This window comes from Dyadobacter fanqingshengii, from assembly GCF_023822005.2.
Lineage (GTDB): Bacteria > Bacteroidota > Bacteroidia > Cytophagales > Spirosomataceae > Dyadobacter > Dyadobacter fanqingshengii.
Genome location: NZ_CP098806.1, coordinates 1,123,052 through 1,140,772, shown reverse-complemented (window position 1 = coordinate 1,140,772; position 17,721 = coordinate 1,123,052). Strand labels below are relative to the sequence as shown.

The 17,721-nt window shown below is 45.7% G+C and carries 14 protein-coding genes; 4 read left to right on the top strand and 10 right to left on the bottom strand.

Annotation, left to right across the window (positions count from 1 at the left end):
* The first annotated feature begins 5 nt into the window (after positions 1 to 5).
* Positions 6 to 1,853 carry an outer membrane protein assembly factor BamB family protein gene (locus NFI81_RS04505; protein WP_234613813.1) on the top strand — a complete coding sequence of 616 codons (1,848 nt, stop codon included), beginning with the start codon at positions 6 to 8 and terminating at the stop codon, positions 1,851 to 1,853.
* A gap of 36 nt (positions 1,854 to 1,889) precedes the next feature.
* Here the strand turns inward: NFI81_RS04505 and NFI81_RS04500 are convergent, their stop codons facing one another.
* From NFI81_RS04500 to NFI81_RS04470, 7 genes are all read right to left on the bottom strand, one after another.
* Positions 1,890 to 2,948 (bottom strand): phage tail-like protein, encoded by a 1,059-nt coding sequence (locus tag NFI81_RS04500; protein ID WP_234613814.1) that lies wholly within the window; start codon positions 2,946 to 2,948, stop codon positions 1,890 to 1,892.
* 10 nt (positions 2,949 to 2,958) lie between these two features.
* A complete protein-coding gene (locus NFI81_RS04495) occupies positions 2,959 to 3,963 on the bottom strand; it encodes a T9SS type A sorting domain-containing protein (protein WP_234613815.1) in 1,005 nt (334 codons plus the stop codon).
* Between the two features lie 29 nt (positions 3,964 to 3,992).
* Positions 3,993 to 5,054, bottom strand: a complete 1,062-nt coding sequence (locus NFI81_RS04490; protein ID WP_234613816.1) for a phage tail-like protein — start codon at positions 5,052 to 5,054, stop codon at positions 3,993 to 3,995.
* Between the two features lie 44 nt (positions 5,055 to 5,098).
* The gene (locus NFI81_RS04485; protein ID WP_234613817.1) at positions 5,099 to 6,214 is read right to left on the bottom strand and encodes a phage tail-like protein; all 1,116 of its coding nucleotides are present in this window, start codon (positions 6,212 to 6,214) and stop codon (positions 5,099 to 5,101) included.
* Positions 6,215 to 6,452: 238 nt separating this feature from the next.
* A complete protein-coding gene (gene dgoD, locus NFI81_RS04480; protein ID WP_234613818.1) occupies positions 6,453 to 7,601 on the bottom strand; it encodes a galactonate dehydratase in 1,149 nt (382 codons plus the stop codon).
* Positions 7,602 to 7,774: 173 nt separating this feature from the next.
* Positions 7,775 to 8,545, bottom strand: coding sequence for an isocitrate lyase/PEP mutase family protein (locus tag NFI81_RS04475; protein ID WP_234613819.1), 771 nt, complete (start codon positions 8,543 to 8,545; stop codon positions 7,775 to 7,777).
* 91 nt (positions 8,546 to 8,636) lie between these two features.
* Complete coding sequence (locus NFI81_RS04470) at positions 8,637 to 9,449, bottom strand: helix-turn-helix domain-containing protein (protein ID WP_234613820.1); 813 nt, start codon at positions 9,447 to 9,449, stop codon at positions 8,637 to 8,639.
* A gap of 410 nt (positions 9,450 to 9,859) precedes the next feature.
* On the opposite strand from NFI81_RS04470, the gene NFI81_RS04465 reads away from it, so the two are divergent.
* From NFI81_RS04465 to NFI81_RS04455, 3 genes are all read left to right on the top strand, one after another.
* Positions 9,860 to 12,265: a TonB-dependent receptor gene (locus NFI81_RS04465; protein ID WP_234613821.1), complete on the top strand. Its 2,406-nt coding sequence runs from the start codon at positions 9,860 to 9,862 to the stop codon at positions 12,263 to 12,265.
* A 65-nt stretch (positions 12,266 to 12,330) separates the two neighbouring features.
* Positions 12,331 to 12,525 (top strand): hypothetical protein, encoded by a 195-nt coding sequence (locus NFI81_RS04460; protein ID WP_234613822.1) that lies wholly within the window; start codon positions 12,331 to 12,333, stop codon positions 12,523 to 12,525.
* Position 12,526: 1 nt separating this feature from the next.
* Positions 12,527 to 13,012 carry an ankyrin repeat domain-containing protein gene (locus NFI81_RS04455; RefSeq protein ID WP_234613823.1) on the top strand — a complete coding sequence of 162 codons (486 nt, stop codon included), beginning with the start codon at positions 12,527 to 12,529 and terminating at the stop codon, positions 13,010 to 13,012.
* 69 nt (positions 13,013 to 13,081) lie between these two features.
* Here NFI81_RS04455 and NFI81_RS04450 read toward each other — a convergent pair whose 3' ends face one another.
* The 3 genes from NFI81_RS04450 to NFI81_RS04440 form a co-directional block, all read right to left on the bottom strand.
* The gene (locus NFI81_RS04450) at positions 13,082 to 15,271 is read right to left on the bottom strand and encodes a catalase (RefSeq protein WP_234613824.1); all 2,190 of its coding nucleotides are present in this window, start codon (positions 15,269 to 15,271) and stop codon (positions 13,082 to 13,084) included.
* Between the two features lie 350 nt (positions 15,272 to 15,621).
* Complete coding sequence (locus tag NFI81_RS04445; RefSeq protein ID WP_234613829.1) at positions 15,622 to 16,119, bottom strand: GyrI-like domain-containing protein; 498 nt, start codon at positions 16,117 to 16,119, stop codon at positions 15,622 to 15,624.
* A gap of 109 nt (positions 16,120 to 16,228) precedes the next feature.
* Positions 16,229 to 17,644, bottom strand: coding sequence for a sulfatase family protein (locus NFI81_RS04440; protein ID WP_234613830.1), 1,416 nt, complete (start codon positions 17,642 to 17,644; stop codon positions 16,229 to 16,231).
* Positions 17,645 to 17,721: the final 77 nt, after the last annotated feature.

Genomic DNA, 17,721 nt, shown 5'->3' with positions numbered 1-17,721 from the left:
TGATTATGAGATACTTTTCGGTTTGCCTGCTGCTGTTCATTGCCCCGTTTTGTTTTGGTCAAAATCAAAAATTCAAGTTTGCGTTTGTCAGCGACACGCACGTCGGCGGCTCTACGGGCGCAGAGGACCTCATGCGGACGGTTAAGGATATCAATGCTAATCCGGCACTTGATTTCGTGGTTATAACAGGAGACATTACCGAATTCGGTTCGGATGACGAGATTATGCTAGCGAAAGCGATTCTTGACAGTCTGCACAAACCTTGGCATGTCATCCCCGGCAATCACGATTCCAACTGGTCGGAAAGCGGGAGTAATAGCTTCAAAACCATCTTTGGCGCCGAATCCTTTTATTTTCTGCACAAAGGTTATGCATTTCTCGGAACAGCGTCGGGGCCCAATATGCGCATGGGCCCCGGCCAGGTTCCGAGGGAACATTTGGTGTGGCTCGACAGCACGCTCAACAAGTTGCCCGACCCAAAGATGCCCGTCATTTACCTCAATCATTATCCGCAAGATTCAGCGCTCAACAACTGGTACGACGCATTGGACAGACTGAAAAAGAACAATGTACAGCTCATCCTATGCGGCCACGGGCATAGCAACAAAGCATTCGATTTTGAAAAAATCCCGGGTGTCATGGGGCGTTCCAACCTCAGAGCAAAAGATGAAATCGGCGGCTACAACATTGTGACCATTATCGAAGGAAAAGCATCTTTTGAAATCAAAAGGCCTTTCTCCGACAGCCTCAAACAATGGAAGGAAGTGGCATTAAAAGATCATCAATTTTTCAAAAGCAACGAGCAATTTCACCGACCGTCCTATGCTGTTAACGACCAGTTCAAGAATGTAAAAATGCTATGGAACTATCAGGACGACAGCGACATAGGCTCTGGCGTTACCATGCACAACAAGATCATTTTGTGCTCCGATACAAAAGGCGCATTGTTTGCTTTGAACAAGAAAGGAAAGAAACTCTGGGAATACAAAACCAACGGCAAAATCTACTCCACACCCGCCGCATCGGGATCGAGCGTTGTCATCACTTCCAGCGACAAAAACATTTATTGCGTTGACATAAAAACGGGCAAACTCAAATGGAAATTCAGCGCTGAAAAACCAATTGTTGCAAATCCTGTCATTGCGGATGGTAAGGTGTTTACAGGTGGCTCTGACGGACATTTCCGGGCATTAGATCTGGAAACGGGCAAGTTAGTTTGGGATTTTAAGGATGTAAAAGGATTTGTGGTCACCAAACCATTGATTTACCAGGGAAAGATATTTTTCGGATGCTGGGCCAATGACTTCTATGCGCTTGACCTGAAAACGGGCGCATTGGTTTGGAAGTGGAACAACGGCGCTACGAACAGAATGTTCTCGCCAGCGGCCGTTTATCCCGTCGCTTCCGGTAACCGTGTTTTCATCGTAGCACCAGACCGGTTCATGACTGCCCTTCATGCAACTTCCGGCCAGGTGATCTGGCGCAAACAAATCCCAACCGTACGTGTGCGTGAATCCATCGGACTGTCGTCGGATAGCAGCCTGGTTTTCGTAAAAACAATGGACGGTGACATTTACGGCGTCTCCACCAAAGCCGATTCCATGGAATTAAGCTGGAAAGCCAAGTTGAAATTGCCCTACGAAATCTCCCCCACTGCATTGGTCGAAACCAACAACATCCTTTATGTCCCCACCAACTCCGGAATGGTCTGCGCCATTGACCGGAGCAGCGGTGAAACAATCTGGAAACACAAAATTTCCAACGGGCTGGTCAGCGGCATAACGCCTATTAGTAAACGCGAAGTGCTGGTTACGACGATGGATGGTAAAATTGCGTTGCTGAGCACTAAATAGGCTATCCATTTACTTCATGATGTATTATGCCTAATCTCAAAGTTTCTGAATTAATCTTCCATTGAAGAAAGCGGTATAGTTAGTGGTCGATAGTGTTGGGCTTGGATCGCCTGTCACTTGGCCACTCACTCCGGAAACAAACACGACATCCCCAGGCAATAGCTCACAATCCATCGTTACCATTCCCGTGTACTTCGATCTTGCGTCGTCGCGATAATTGTAACCAATAATTTCGCTGACCCCGTTTCTTTTCCGAACTAAATTAACCGATGGATGAAATGATAACCCATCATTTTGAAATTTCAAACTAGCTGCAAAGTGATAAATGCCATGTACAGGCGCTTGAAAACTATAAGAAGGTGCTCCAGAATATCCATCGCCCAGATTATAATTTTCATTTGAAAATTTGACTTGTTCGAAAGAGCCAAGGGCCCCGCTGCCTTCAACGCCGTTCACGGAAAAAGCAATAGTTTTTACGGCTGGTGCTTGCCAGGTTGCGTTGCCATTGGCATCAGATGTCAGAAGCTTTCCGACGCCGGCTGATAAACCAGGGCCTGCTATCTTCAATCTACCGTTTACGTGAAGTGCAATACCGTCCTTTAAACTGTATGCATATACACCTGTACCAGAACCAGAACTTTTTCCGATTACTCCTCTACCTAAGCTGGTTGAACCCCAAACTCCTGTTCGCTCTGTTGAAAAACCGTCAATGGCGGTTGAAGCAAAAGAATTACCTGTGTTCTCTAAGTGAAATAATGCACCATCATAACTGGCGGTCGCCGTATACGGTAATGTTAGACTGGCACCCAGCATTTGCCAAATTGGGTCGCTTTCCTTACCCATATTGTAATAAAATCCTTCCAAATTGAACGCATTGGATGGCTTATAAATCAGCAACCCGTTAGCCGGATTAGGTACTGCATTTTTATCCGACGCAGATTGCAATGCCACCGTCGGAATCAATATACCTTTGTAATTGCTTGAAACCTCGAGAACCGCGCTTGCATGCGGAGTTTTTGTGCCGATGCCAACGCTTTGTGCGGACACGTCATATCCAGCACAAATGAGGGATATTAACAGGATATGCTTTTTCATGATTCACAAACTATTTTTTGGAAATTTTTCCTGTGCTTAATGATCCATCTTTCAGCATTACAATGATTGTGTAAATACCTGATGGAAAATTCTTGAAATCGATCCGATTTTCGGAATTGTGCCCTATTGCAGAATTCGATTTATGGTAAACCGATTGCCCCTTTGCATTCACAATGGCAATGCTTCTGACTGAAGAAGAACCCTCCAATTCAATAGAAAGCCAATCAGAAACGGGATTAGGGAAAAACACTACTGACAGTTGACTTTTCCAAGTGGCATTCCTGATACGGCTAAATGCAAATGTTCCATCCTGGTCAACAATTCGCAATCTGTAAAAATTGCTCCCCGCTGACGGAGATTTATGAACATATGCGTAGCCATTCACCTCATTACTTTGTTGAACGGCTGCCACACGACCGATTGTTTGCCATTCCTTCCCATTTGCACTATGCTGAACTTCGAAGAAGTCACTGTTAGACTCATGGGAAGTGCTCCATGCCAAAACAATTTCGTTCTCCCGCACCAATGCTTCAAAGTCAATAAGCGTCACGGGCAGAATGTTACCGGAATTGGTAAGCGTCAGATATTGAATGTTTGTCCAATCTACATCTTCGGACACAAAGTTCTCTTGTGAATTGACCACACTCTTGTTTGTGGGCACTAAAAATTCACCATTCAGTCCAGCCTTGGTTAATTGAAGCAAGTTTTCGGAATTCATGTTCAACTCATTCTCATAATAGCTGATCAATATATTGCCTTTAAAGGCTATGGGATTTCCCATCGCATAAACCCGTTTGATACTCTCATTCGGATTGCCTGAAACCGGCTTTGTTGCGTACGAGATTTCATTGTTACTAAAACTGAATGGACCGGATGGTGTGATTGACAAGCCACTAACCGTTAAGGTCGTCTCAGGAGCAAGAAAGAAACCGTTGTCATTCACCGTGAATTGTGCTTGAACATCCAACTGAAATGACAATACAAACGTTAAAATGGTTATGCATTTAGCTCTCATTATAGCATTAAGTTTGGAAGCTGTGGGTCCTATAATTTTTGAATCATTCTTCCATTGAAGAAAGCCGCATAATCGGATGTGACAAGTTTTGCCTGTGGATCATTATCAACGTGTCCGTTACTGCCCTGGACAAAGATGATGTCTCCAGGAAACAACTCACACTCAATTGAAACCTGTGAAGTGTAACTAAATCTCACTTCCCCGGGATCGTCTTCTGCTAAAATTGTAGTGATGGAATTTCTTGTACGCATAATCTGCGTAATTGGGAAAAATTCCAGGTTAACATCTGAAGCATATTGTAGTAAGGCATCGAAATGATATATACCGTGGAAAGGTGCCGTGAAATTGTTTGTAAAAACAGCATTGTAACTGTTCCCGATGTCATAGTTCTCGGTTAAAAATTTGACCTTTTCCTGCGTCCCGATCGTTCCATCCCCTTTGACACCGGCCACTGAAAAAGCAACCGTCTCTACCACAGGTTCCTGCCAGGATGCATCACCGTCTGAATCGGATGTTAAAATCTTACCAACGCCAGGAGACTGTCCTGTTCCTGAAATTCTCAATTTGCCTGAAACGTCTAGCGCAAGTCCTGTTGAAGTATTAATAGCCTGAAATCCAGTCCCAGATCCAAAGGCTAGGCCGGCAACGCCGCTCCCAGATACCGTAGCGCCCCAAACTCCTCTTTTCGTTTCGGAATAACCCTCAATTCCGGTTGCCAGAGATGAATTAGATGTATTTTCGACATAAAACAACGCGCCTGCATTGGTGTCGGTAAATGACAAGGGGAGGTTCAGTCTTGAGCCCAACATTTGCCATGATGGGCTGTCAGCATCACCTAGATTATAATAAAATCCTTCCGAGCCGAAAGCATTAGCCGGTTTGTAAACCAGAAGCGATTTTGCGGGATTAGGTATCGTAGACTGGTCTGTCGACGACAAGAGAAGAACCTTAGGCAACAACACCCCCTTGCTATTGCTAAACACATCGAGCGCAGCGCTCGGATGAGGCGTTTGGGTATTGACACCTGCATTTTGGGCTAGTGATTTCACACTGATCGCTAGCACGAACAAAAGTAAAGTGCATTTATTCATTGACATTTATATTGGGTGAGTTAGAACTGACGTGGCAAATGCTACTATTCTAGGACAAGATTTCCACTGAAACTGGATTGTATGTTGTCGGGGAAAAAGGCTTGTTTTCTTAACAGGACAATCTGCGATCCATACGCCCTTGCAACCGTGTTTATAATATCTCCTTGTTCCAATTGACAATCCATCTCAATGCAGGATCTATACCCTCCACCCCACTTAAAAACCCACGCTCGATTTTCGGCTAGAATAGTTGTCGTATTACCCCTGGTCTGCTGCAGCCGGATGGTCGGACCATAAAGATTTGCATCTTGTGTTTGATCTTTCCACTGCACCGCAACCTTGAAATGATAAATACCGTTTTTAGGTGCGATAAACGAGCTGTGAGGTGATTGAGCGGCATTGTTGTAATTAGAGCCCACATCATAAACTTCATTAGCAAAAGCAAGTTTCACATAGCTGTTCTGGGACATATTTTCGTTCCCATTTCCAAGAATCCCGACCGCGGAAAATGCAACCCCGCTGGACTTTTCAATCGGTGGCTGCCAGGTTGCATAACCCAATGCGTCGGAAGTGAGTACATCCCCCGCCGCAGGTGCCTTTGTATTTATGCTAAGATGGATTTTACCATTTACTTCCATCGCCAAACCTTGTCCGCTATTATTCACAGCCAGAACTCCGGTCCCTGTTCCGCTGCTATGTCCAGCGATGCCGGTCCCTGTAATTGTTCTTCCCATGATCCCTATTCCCAAATCCGAAGATCCTTGCACCGCCCGAACGCTGGCGGTTGTTGCAAGGTTATTCACTGCGAATAGCGTGGATGCATTTGCTGCCTTGTCCATATAAGGCAGCTTTAACTTTGCTTCCACATTCGTCCAATACGGCAAAACGGGCGTGCCATTATTATAGTAAAATCCAGCCTTTCCCAAAGCAGAATTCGTATTGAAGAGTATTAAGCCTTTCGCTGGTAACGGTATTGTAGCGTTGTCAGTGGCCGACTGCAGATACACTTTCGGAAATAGAACGCCCTTATTGGTTGCTCTGACTTCTAATGCGGCACTCGGATCGGGATGGAAAGTGTTAATTCCAACATTTCCAAAGGTCTGCCCCCAAATGATGTGGTGCCAACAAAGCGATATGATGAGTAATACAACTTTTTTCATGAATGGGAAATGGATTATTAAATATGCTAAGCTTGACCGACACCGTATGTTTAAATACATGTGTAATATCTGGCAGCTTAGCACATTCACACTAATCCAATGAATAATCGGCCAGTCTCACTTTTTTAAAGGTTTTGGAGCGAAACATCCCGACTATTCATTTATGAATTTCCCCTATCTCATTAGCTGTTGTTGTAAATATTAGAAACCTGTAGAAGCGATAAATTAATACAGTAAATCACCACTCCGCAGCACTCCCATCTTCATGTTTCCATAGCGGGTTCTTCCAGTTGTGCCCTACTTCTGCCATTCTGCGAACTTGATCTTCGTTGATTTCAATACCCAGGCCAGGGCCGGAAGGAATATTTACGAAGCCATTTTCGTAAGTAAAAACAGTTTTGTCTTCCAGGTAATCCATCAGATCATTTCCCTGATTGTAATGAATGCCCAAACTTTGTTCCTGGATAAAGGCATTGTGACAAGTCGCGTCCACTTGCAGGCACGCAGCCAGCGCAATAGGCCCAAGCGGACAATGTGGCGCGGCGGCAACATCAAAAGCCTCGGCCATAGATAGGATCTTTTTGCATTCGGTAATGCCGCCCGCGTGCGACAAATCCGGCTGGATAATGTCTGCATAACCCTGCGTCAGCAATTCCTTAAACTGCCAGCGGCTGAACATTCTTTCGCCCGTGGCAATCGGAATGCAAGTATGGTTGGCAATTTCCCGAAGCGCTTCATTGTTCTCGGGCAGCACGGGTTCTTCAATAAACATTGGCCTGAATTGCTCCAATTCCTTCGCGAGCACTTTTGCCATTGGCTTATGTAGACGGCCATGAAAATCAACGCCGATATCCAATGCATAACCCACCGCCTCGCGAATAGATGCAACCCGAAGCAAAACCAGGTCGATCTTTTCGTATGAATCAATGTATTGCATTTCGTCCGTTGCATTCATTTTAATGGCCTTGAAGCCGCTGTCAAGCGATAACTTCGCCGCGATCGCTACATCCGAAGGCCTATCGCCTCCAATCCATGAATAAACCTTGATTTTATCCCTGCATTTCCCGCCAAGAAGCTGATAAACTGGCGCATTGTAAAATTTCCCCTTAATGTCCCAAAGCGCCTGGTCGATGCCTGCAATAGCACTCATCAATATGGGACCGCCGCGATAAAATCCGCCTCTGTACATGGTGTTCCAATGGCCTTCAATGTCCATCGGATCTTTTCCGATCAGCGTATCCATCAACTCAATCACAGCCGCTTTCACCGTCGCCGCTTTCCCTTCAATCACCGGCTCGCCCCAGCCGATAATGCCTTCGTCCGTCTCTATTTTAAGAAATAACCACCTAGGCGGAACCTGAAACAGCTCGTAACTTCTAATTTTCATCTCGACAATTAATTAATGACGCATTAAAGGAAATACATTCCTCTTGTTGATTAAAGCGTTCGGTGGGAATTTTATAATGCATTGTTTTTACAGAAATGGATTATCAGGAAATAGCAGAGCGAGGAAATATTGGCGGACGCGCGATAGAAAAAATCAAGTCCCTATTCTTTAATTTATTTAAATAACGCACCGAAATTCTGTTCGTCACGGATCGCTTCGGCCAGTTTGGTGGTATTAGCGTACACTTTGCTGAATAAAAATGGCCCGATGCTGATTCTTTTAACTCCCAGTTGCTCTAAAGTTGCGAAGTCCGGCAAATTGGGCATACACATCACATTGATCGGGAGTTTGGTAGCGCTTACGACTGCCTTAATGTCGTCTGCCGCGGTAATGCATGGCGTGAAAATGCCGGATGCTCCTGCTTCCTCGTAAACTTTGATGCGATTCAGCGTCTCCTCCAATGCATTGGGTAAACCCAACAGAAAGCCGTCTGTGCGCACATTGATGAAGATTTTCAGATTGTTTTGAGCAATGTAACTGGTCACTTCCGCAAGCAATGCGCCAAATTCACCTGCCGACAACTGTTTGCGACCATCTTCGGCAATGGTGTCTTCGAGGTTGATACCAGAAACGCCAACGTCATGGAGCTTTTCAATGTGCTGGGTAATGCCTGTAATGTTGCGGTCGTAACCTCCCTCAATATCAACCGTGAAAGGAATTTTTACAACTTCCACCACTCTTTTGGCTAGTGCGTGAAGAACTGCAAAGGGCAATTGCTCACCATCCTGATAACCATTGGCAACCGCAACGGCCTGACTTGACGTACCAATAGCCTCGTAACCAGCCGATTCATATGCATTTGCGCTTTGGACATCCCAAATATTGCCTAGTAATAACGGAGATTTCTGCTCGTGTAGCTGACTAAATTTCTCAAAAGAATTCATAAACCTGCGGTTTTGTATGTGTTGGAATTTGATCTAAAACAAAACTACATGTTGCACAAACTCCAAAATTGTATAAACCAGAACATTCAAATTATTGAAGCAAAAGATTGCTGAATGGTGTAAGGTTTTCCAGGTAAGCAGACGGAGTCAGGCCAGTGAACGATTTGAAATCCCGGATAAAATGGGACTGGTCAAAATAACCGCAGTTATAGGCGATGGAGGTGAGCGCCTGAGGGTTGCCCGACATCATTTTGAGGCTCTGCTGAAACCGGCTTATTTTGCTGAACGACTTGGGAGACAGGCCCGTACATTCCTGGATTAGCTTGTGCAGATAGCGCGGCGTAACATTGTATTCAACTGCAATCAGGCCCAAATTACGCTCCGAATAGTTGCTTTTGATCGTTTGCAGGATACTTCCGGCCCGGTCGATCCTACCCATTTTCCGCTCATTGCTAACGAGCCTTTTAATGAGAAAATTTTCGATCAGATTGATCCTGACTTTCATGTCTTTGTTTTCCAATAATTGCCCGTGCAACGTTTTGACCGGGTTACCGATGATGTAGGAAAGGTCAAGCACCTGATCATTAAAAAGGCCCATTTCCTCATTCAAAAAATAAGCAGCCGAATGGGGCAAAAACCTGATTCCTATCATCGTATGGTGACCGCGCGCGCGGACATGCAAAGGTTTTGTAATTTGACCCCACAGTTCAATCTTGGGATTAGCTCGGTATTGACCATCCACAGAAGCTTCCCAGACACCCTCGCCCAGATTGAAAATCATTTCCATATCCCCGCTCGGAAACACCGTGTCCGCCAAATCGGCATCGGCATCTGATTCAAACAGATAATAATGCTTTACGTAAGGCCTTAAAATTTCCGACGGTGAAAAATGCTTGAATTCCATATTTCAAAAATAAAAACCTTTGGGCTTGATTTGCAGTGTTACAGATTTTCAGCAAAAATAAAGAAAACTGACTGCGAGAAATTGTATAAATCGGCCCTGTTTTGCAATTCGGTGTTACCGGGGATAACAAATCGCCCGTTAAATTAAAATAAAACCGAACTTGCGTCCGTCCATTACTAGCTCAGTTCAATTATCTTACAGCGTTAAAGATTGGAGCCGCGTGGCCTTAACATTAACATATAACTTCGGAAAGGCTGGTTATAACATGAAGAAAAGCCGGACGAGCGCAGAAGAAAACCGTGTTGGCAATTAAAGCGCATCAGGTGCTACCACAAAAAAATAACGCTGCAATCTGCAACGTTTTCCAGGTTGGCTCGTCATTGCGATACGACGAGACCAAACCCCTGGCCATGAGAAAACTCTTACTCACCATCACCGCATTTACAGCAACCATCTGCCTCTCCTTCGCCCAGCAAATCAAAATTTCAGGGTTGTTATTGGATTCAGCTGCCGCCAAACCCGTTGAATTTGCCGCTGTGGCGCTCCTGCAAAACGGTAAGATCGTTCAGGGCGTCACTTCCGACTCTAAGGGCCGATTTGTTTTTAATAAAGTGGAAAAGGGAGAATATGCGGTTCAGGCTTCATTGATGGGTTATGTTACCAAAACAGTTGACAAAATCAGCGCTGGCAGCGAGAACCTTGAAATAGGCGTTATCAAGCTGGCTGCGACCGTGCAAAACCTCAGTGAAGTGACTGTTACTGAGCAGAAGGCATTGTTTGAGGAAAAGGCGGACCGGATGGTTTATAATGCTGAAAAAGACATTAGTATCAAAGGCGGCGACGCAACAGATGTGCTCAAAAAAATCCCTTCCGTTGCGGTTGATATCGAAGGAAACGTTCAGCTGCGCGGCAGTTCCAATATAAAGGTTTTGATCAACAACAAACCGTCCAGCATCGTGGCGCGCAGCGTTTCGGACGCGTTGAAGCAGATCCCGGCGGATATTATCAAACAAGTTGAGGTAATTACTTCGCCGTCAGCCAAATATGACGCCGAAGGCACGGCAGGGATCATTAATATTATTACCAAGAAAAACACATTACGCGGCACCAGCGGCTCGGTTAGCCCGAATTTTGGCCAATGGAACAATTGGCAAAATGCAACCATTAACCACCGCATGAAGGCCATCAACATTGCCGCGAACGGCGGATTCAACGATTGGAAAAACAAACGCTTTATGGAGCTGCGCCGCTCTTTTACTAACGGCGACACGCTTACTAATCAGTATCAGCCGCAACGAATTACCGGAAAAGGTAAAAATTTTTACGGAACTGTGAATGTCGATTGGGATGTGGATTCGCTGAACAGGATCGGTGCCGGATTCAATTATTACAATGGCGCGAACACCAATTTTTTCGATATTGAATTCACGGAGAGCAGCCTGGGCGTTGTGGGGCAATATTTCCAGCGTGATATGAGCCGCACTTACGATTGGGCCGGCGCGACAGTAAACCTCGACTACACCCGCTTATTTAAAAAGCCTAAAAAAGAATTAAACCTGCTGATGATGTATTCGTTTGAAGGCGAAGACAGCGATTACTGGTCCGAATTGCTCAATCGCGAAAACACGATATATTATCGGGAGAAAAGTTACAACATCAGCAACAATAAGGAGGGGACCATTCAATTGGACTTTACCAATCCGCTCGACAGCATTAGCACGCTGGAAATGGGTTCAAAAACCATATTCCGGCAGATCCTGAGCGATTACCGCATTTCCAGCGCGTCGGACGGTTCCACGGATTTTAAGGACATGCCCGAGCTGGCCAATATCTTTGATTACGCACAACAAGTAACGTCGGCCTATGTGGTTTACACCCGCACGCCAAAGAAGCGCTGGGGCATTAACTTAGGCGCCCGTTACGAACACACCTTCATCCAGGCCGATTTTCTAAACGGCACGGCTTCATTCTCAAACAATTACGGCAATCTGATTCCCAGCGTCAGCTTGTCGCGCAGCATAAAAAAAGACCAGCAGCTGCGGCTGAGCTATACGCAACGCATTCAGCGGCCCCAGTTTTATTATCTCAATCCATATGTGAATCAGGCTGATTCGAAGAACCAATATGGCGGAAACCCTTATCTGAAACCGGAGCTAACACATTCAATTGAAGCTAATTATAGTGTTTCCATTAAACAAACCAGCTTTAACGCATCTTTCTTTTTGCGCCAGACCAACAATGCCATTGAAAGCATCAACACCGTTGACACCAGCGGCGTATTGAAACAAATCTTTCAGAATGTTGCCCAAAATTCCGCTTACGGTTTGAACCTCAGCGCTAACACAAAAATTACTAAACAATGGAGCGTGAACGGCTCATTGAATGTATTTTACAACGTCCTGGAAAGTGAAGAACTGAAAACGCGCAATGCGGATTGGATGTATCGCATCAATCTCAATTCCAGCATTGATTTCGGAAAAGGGTTTAAGGCGCAGCTTTTTGGATTTTATAACTCAGCCCGCGTTAATCTGCAAGGGAAGTACGGCGCTTTTGGATTTTATAACATGGTGCTTCAAAAAGAAGTCCTTAAAAAGAAGGGCACCATTGGGTTTGGCTATGACAATCCTTTCAACAGGCGGATTAAATGGCGCAATGATTTCGTAGGGCCCAACTTTGTACAAATTCAGGATGTGGCTATGTATCGCCGCGGCTGGCGCATTAATTTGAAATACGAATTTGGACAGATGACAAGCGGCCCGCGCCAGAAAAAACGGATCAGTAATGATGATAAAAAAGGCGGCGAAGGCAACAACTAGCCTGCCCGGCATGCTTTTTGACCTCCTTCTTGTTAAACGACCTCAAAATTAAATCACAAACAAATATGGCGGGTAAGGCAACTTTTACTTTGAAAGAGGATGAGTCGGGCGAAATCGTTGTCCGCGGCGAGGACATTGCAGAAATAGTCCCTGACGCAGATTTCAGATTTAGCCTGCTGATCCTAAAAAACGGGGATAAACACTTTGTGACCGGCACGAAGGAAGAAATTGAGGACAAACTAGAAGCAAACGAGTCATAAAATGGAAAATATTGAAAACGTGAATTTGGACTATGTCCTCATCCACGCAGCCCGGCTGGGCAACAATGCCGTGATTGAAGAAATACTCACGAGAGGAATTGATGTGAATGTAAAAGACGAAAAAGGTTACACGCCACTGATTATCGCCTGCTATAATAACCGTTTCGAAACGGCAAAACTACTGTTGGAATCCGGCGCCGACGTGAATGCATTTGACTTCGGCGGCAACACGGCATTAATGGGCGTTTCATTCAAAGGTTACCCCGACATTGCGGAACTGCTTATCGACAACGGTGCCGATCTCAACATGCAGCACGGCAATGGTGGAACGGCTTTAATGTTCGCTGCGATGTTCGGCAGGAATGATCTAGTCAGGTTGCTGCTGGATCGGGGCGCGGACAAAACGCTGCTGGATAACCGCGGGCTTTCTGTGGAAGACTTGGCTTTGCAACAGGGTAATGATGAAGCTGTTGCACTCTTGGTATAAATCAAAACTACAAACAAAACCCCGCACAACTTCATGCTGTGCGGGGTTTTGTTTGTTGTAATCAGCAGGTTATGCCGGAACTTTACGAGGCTTTTCGCGCTCCCAGAACCTGTGCTGCGCAATGGCAAGAATAAACTTATCAGCCAAACCCGCCGCATCGTCGCTGACGATCAGGCCTTCCGAGAGAATGCTCTTGTCAGAGAAATCCGCCGGCAGTTTTTTCCCGAAATACGTTGCTTCCAACACCTGCATGGCAGACGCGTCGGCCGCTATGGCCTTGCAGTGCCTGAATGCCTCGTTCAGAAAATGAATTGCGTCGGCATCCGCCTCTATAGTGGCAACACTGTTAGTCCCGCCCGCAACATACACCGCGTCGTAAAATACGGATGCGACCGTAAGCAAACTATGTGTTACAGGGATTTTTTCATCATTCTCTGCAACAATGTAATTATGGCGAGGTGCCAGAATTTCCACCACCGCTCCTGCTCCTTCCAATGCTGCTTTAACCGTTTGTAATGAAGTTGCGTCCACACCATCCGCAGCTAAAAAGGCAATTTTTCTTGTCTTGATGCTGTCTTTCGGCGTATTAGCCATACTCAATGCTGCTGAGGATGTCAGTGAGCTTTCAAAAATAAATGATTCAAAATCAGCAGGATCGCCATCGGCAGGAATGCTGTGGTTCAAGGGCTGCTGCGGTGATTTCGGCACCGGCAGACGCAAAGCAAATGCAACTTGTCCGGCCAGATCTTTGTCAATCAGCCCGAGTATACCCAACATTCTTTCGCGGATCTCAGGGAAGTTAACCTTACCAAGTTCAAAGCTTAATGCGTCGACAATGTGATTTTTTTCCGGATCAGACTGGCTGTTGAAAAACAGCTTTGCCTGACTGAAATGATCGAAGAAACTTTTGCTACGCGCTCTCACTTTCCGGGCATCAATGCGCTCGGGATAAGTTGTGAAACCGCCTTCCGAAGCCTTTGCCTGCAAGGGATAACCATTGCCGAGTGTGTTCGGGTTGTAGCTGGATTTGCCCCGGTTAATAGTCTGGCGCATATGTCCGTCCCGCTGGTTATTGTGAACTGGCACAATGGGGCGGTTAATGGGGATTTCGTGAAAATTAGGTCCTCCCAGGCGCAGCAACTGCGTATCTGTGTAAGAGAATAACCTTCCTTGTAGCAACGGATCATTGGTAAAGTCAATGCCCGGTACGATGTGACCAACGTGGAATGCAACTTGTTCGGTTTCTGCAAAGAAATTGTCGGGGTTACGGTTTAATGTCATCTTTCCAATCCGTTGCACCGGCACCAGTTCTTCCGGGATGATCTTGGTTGGATCCAGAAGGTCAAATTCATATTTGAACTCATCTTCTTCCGGCACGATCTGCACGCCCAATTCCCATTCCGGGAAATCGCCATTCTCGATCGCATCCCACAAATCTCTTCTGTGAAAATCCGGATCTTTACCAGAAATCTTTTGTGCTTCGTCCCAAGCCACTGCATGCACGCCCAAAAGCGGTTTCCAGTGGAATTTCACAAAATTGCTTACGCCTTCGGCATTTACAAACCGGAAAGTATGAACGCCAAAACCCTCCATCATGCGATAGCTGCGCGGTAAAGCGCGATCGCTCATGGCCCACATGACCATGTGTGCGGATTCGGGCATGATTGAGATAAAGTCCCAGAATGTATCGTGGGCCGAAGCTGCTTGTGGAATTTCATTGTCCGGCTCTGGTTTCACAGCATGAATCAAATCCGGGAATTTGATCGAATCCTGGATAAAAAAGACCGGCATATTATTGCCAACCAAGTCAAAGTTTCCTTCCTGCGTATAAAATTTAACCGCAAATCCCCGCACATCACGCGCCAGGTCAGTGGATCCTCTCGACCCGGCAACAGTGGAAAATCGTACGAATACAGGCGTTTCAATGCTCGTATCGTTCAAAAATTGCGCTTTTGTTAAGTCGCCCATGGGCTTGTAAACCTTAAATACGCCATGAGCACCCGATCCTCTGGCGTGGACAATGCGTTCGGGAATCCGCTCGTGATCGAAATGGGTAATTTTTTCTCTCAGGATAAAATCTTCCAGTAACGTCGCCCCGCGCTCACCGGCTTTAAGGGAATTTTGGTCATCATTAATGCGCAAACCATGATTTGTGGTTAGCAGCTCGCCAGTAGCGTCTGCTATATGCGGGTCCAGGTTTTGAATTTTTGCGTTGTCGGGTTGTTTACTTTCCTTGTCCGACGGCTTATTCGTTTTCATAAAGTGAAGAAATTTTAGTGGCGGCGTTTGTTAACCGTATTGTTAGCCCAGCATTACAATATGCGTTCCACCATAAGAAAGTGCGTAATGACGGTGTCTCGTGCGGAACAACGGGCGAACTTCATCAGAAATGAATTAAAACGAGCGGTTTTAGCGGTAACTGTGGATATTTCGCCCGAAAAAAAGATAAATTTATAGCGGCCGCTTACCTAGTGAAAATGCACTACTCTTTGTTTTTTTGTACTGATCCAGGTTTCTCATGCGCAGCAAAAGCCGAATGTGCTTTGGATCACCATTGAGGATACCTCACCGTCTTTCGTAGGTTGTTATGAAAACAGAAAAGCCAACTGTTAATCTTCAAGCAAAAAGACGATTTCAGTCTGCCATTTGTCCGGATTGGGCTCGAAATCAGGGTCTACCAGATAAAATTCCGTGCGCCCACCCCATTGTGTGCGGCCGTTTTCACGATGTGCCTTTTCTGTGAACCCTTTTTCCTTGATCCAGTTTTCCAATGCAACGTGCCCCTGCATCATGTCTTTGAAATGGCCTGTGTAAATAATGCTGGCGTAATGTCCTGCAGGAAAACTTCCCGCCATTACCCGCTCGTCCCCCTCATAAGCATTGCTGACAGAAAAACCGGCCTCACAATCCAGCTCGCCTTTGTCATTCATTGATTTATACAGAAAGAAATCCGGTCCCGCCGCTTCAATGTTCCGTTTTTGCATCCATTCCTTCACTTCCGGGATCAGCGGGGGCAGGGTGTCCGGGATATCGTGCATGTGGACGGTTTTTCGAATAGCCAGATAGTGCAGTTCTTTTCGCTGCTCGGTTTTTGGTTCTGAAAGCATGGCTGATTTTGGTTTTGTTGCAATGCAAATCTATCAGTTCAAAAAACAACTATAAGAGGCCAATTGCGACAAATAAAATGGTCACTTGCGACAGAAATAGCCAACACGATCACTTTTTGATGGCAATGTCAATAGGAGCACCGGCGTCCCCCTGCTGTTTCATCCACGCATTTAGTTCTTTTTTCAATTTATCAATTAACTGCGCTTGCGCGGGATCATTGGCGAGATTATGGAGTTCAAAAGGATCTTTTTGCAAATCATAAAATTCAACCGCCGGGCGGTTCACGAAGCGGGAAGTGATTTTTTTAGCATTCGGATCGTCAACGGCTTTATCGACCCATGAAAACCATACCGTGTTCCTGTCCTTACGCTCCCGGGTCATCATGAATCGGTTGTAATATTCTTTATCCGGCAACAGATTCATAATCAACTTATAACGATTGTCGCGAATGCTCCGGATCGGGTAAGGATCGCCTTCGGGAATGTTGTTATGAATGCCGTACGCATAAGATCTGGCTGTTTTGCTTTTCCCTGTCAAGACCGGCAGAAAAGTTTTCCCATCCAATCCGGCAATGGCTTTACCGCCTGCAAGGTCGATTAATGTTGGTGTAATGTCTTCATACTGAACAATGGCACCGGTTTCCGTCGCCTCCTTCACTTTGCCCGGCCACTTCACGATCATCGAGCTCTTTTGCCCTGAATCCCACAAATTCCACTTTGCACCGGGAAATTGCGCGCCTTGCTCACCGAGGAAAATCACGATCGTATTTTTGTCCTGGCCTGTTTCCGCCAGCAGCCTGGTAATATCACCAACCTGATTGTCCAGCCGTCTTATTTCGGCCAGATATTTAACATACTGGCGACGTGTAATAGGCGTATCAATCCAATCCGCAGGCAATTTCAGCTTGTCCGGTTCAAATTCCGTCGTATCACCGGAAGTCCACGGCGTATGCGGGTTAATGCTCATAACAAACAGACAATAAGGCTTTTGATCGGCGGCCATGTATTTTTTTACCGCATCCAGACTGTATTCGTCAGTTGGGGAAACGCAGTTGGGCTCAAAACCTTCAATAATGTCGAATGGAAATACTGTCTTGGGCTTGGTAACGTGATCTTTCCCAGTCAAACCAACGCGGTAACCCAGATCAGCCAGGTAATGCCCGACACTTTTAAGGTTGTCGTAAACAGGTTTATGGTTTTGATAAGAACCGTGGCGCACGGGATAAAGCCCAGTAAAAAGCGATGCGCGCGTAGGCACGCACATCGCTTCGGAAGCATAAATATTATTGAATTTCAGGCCCTGAGCGGCAAGCTTGTCAATGTTCGCTGTTTTAAGATTTTGGCCGCCATAGCAACTCAACTGCCTGCTGTCCAGATCGTCCGCCATAATGATCACAATATTGGGCCGCTGGTCTTTTTGTTTGTTACCGACGTTATTTTCAGGGATGGACCTAAAACTTAGCAAAGTCAAAACCGTTGAAATGCCTATTATGTATCGGCCAGTGAATGAGATGAATTTTTTCAAAGCAATGATAGATGTATCCGGTTAAATAGATAAAATATTTTGCAGGAATCCAAATACAATTTCGGTAACTTTTGAAA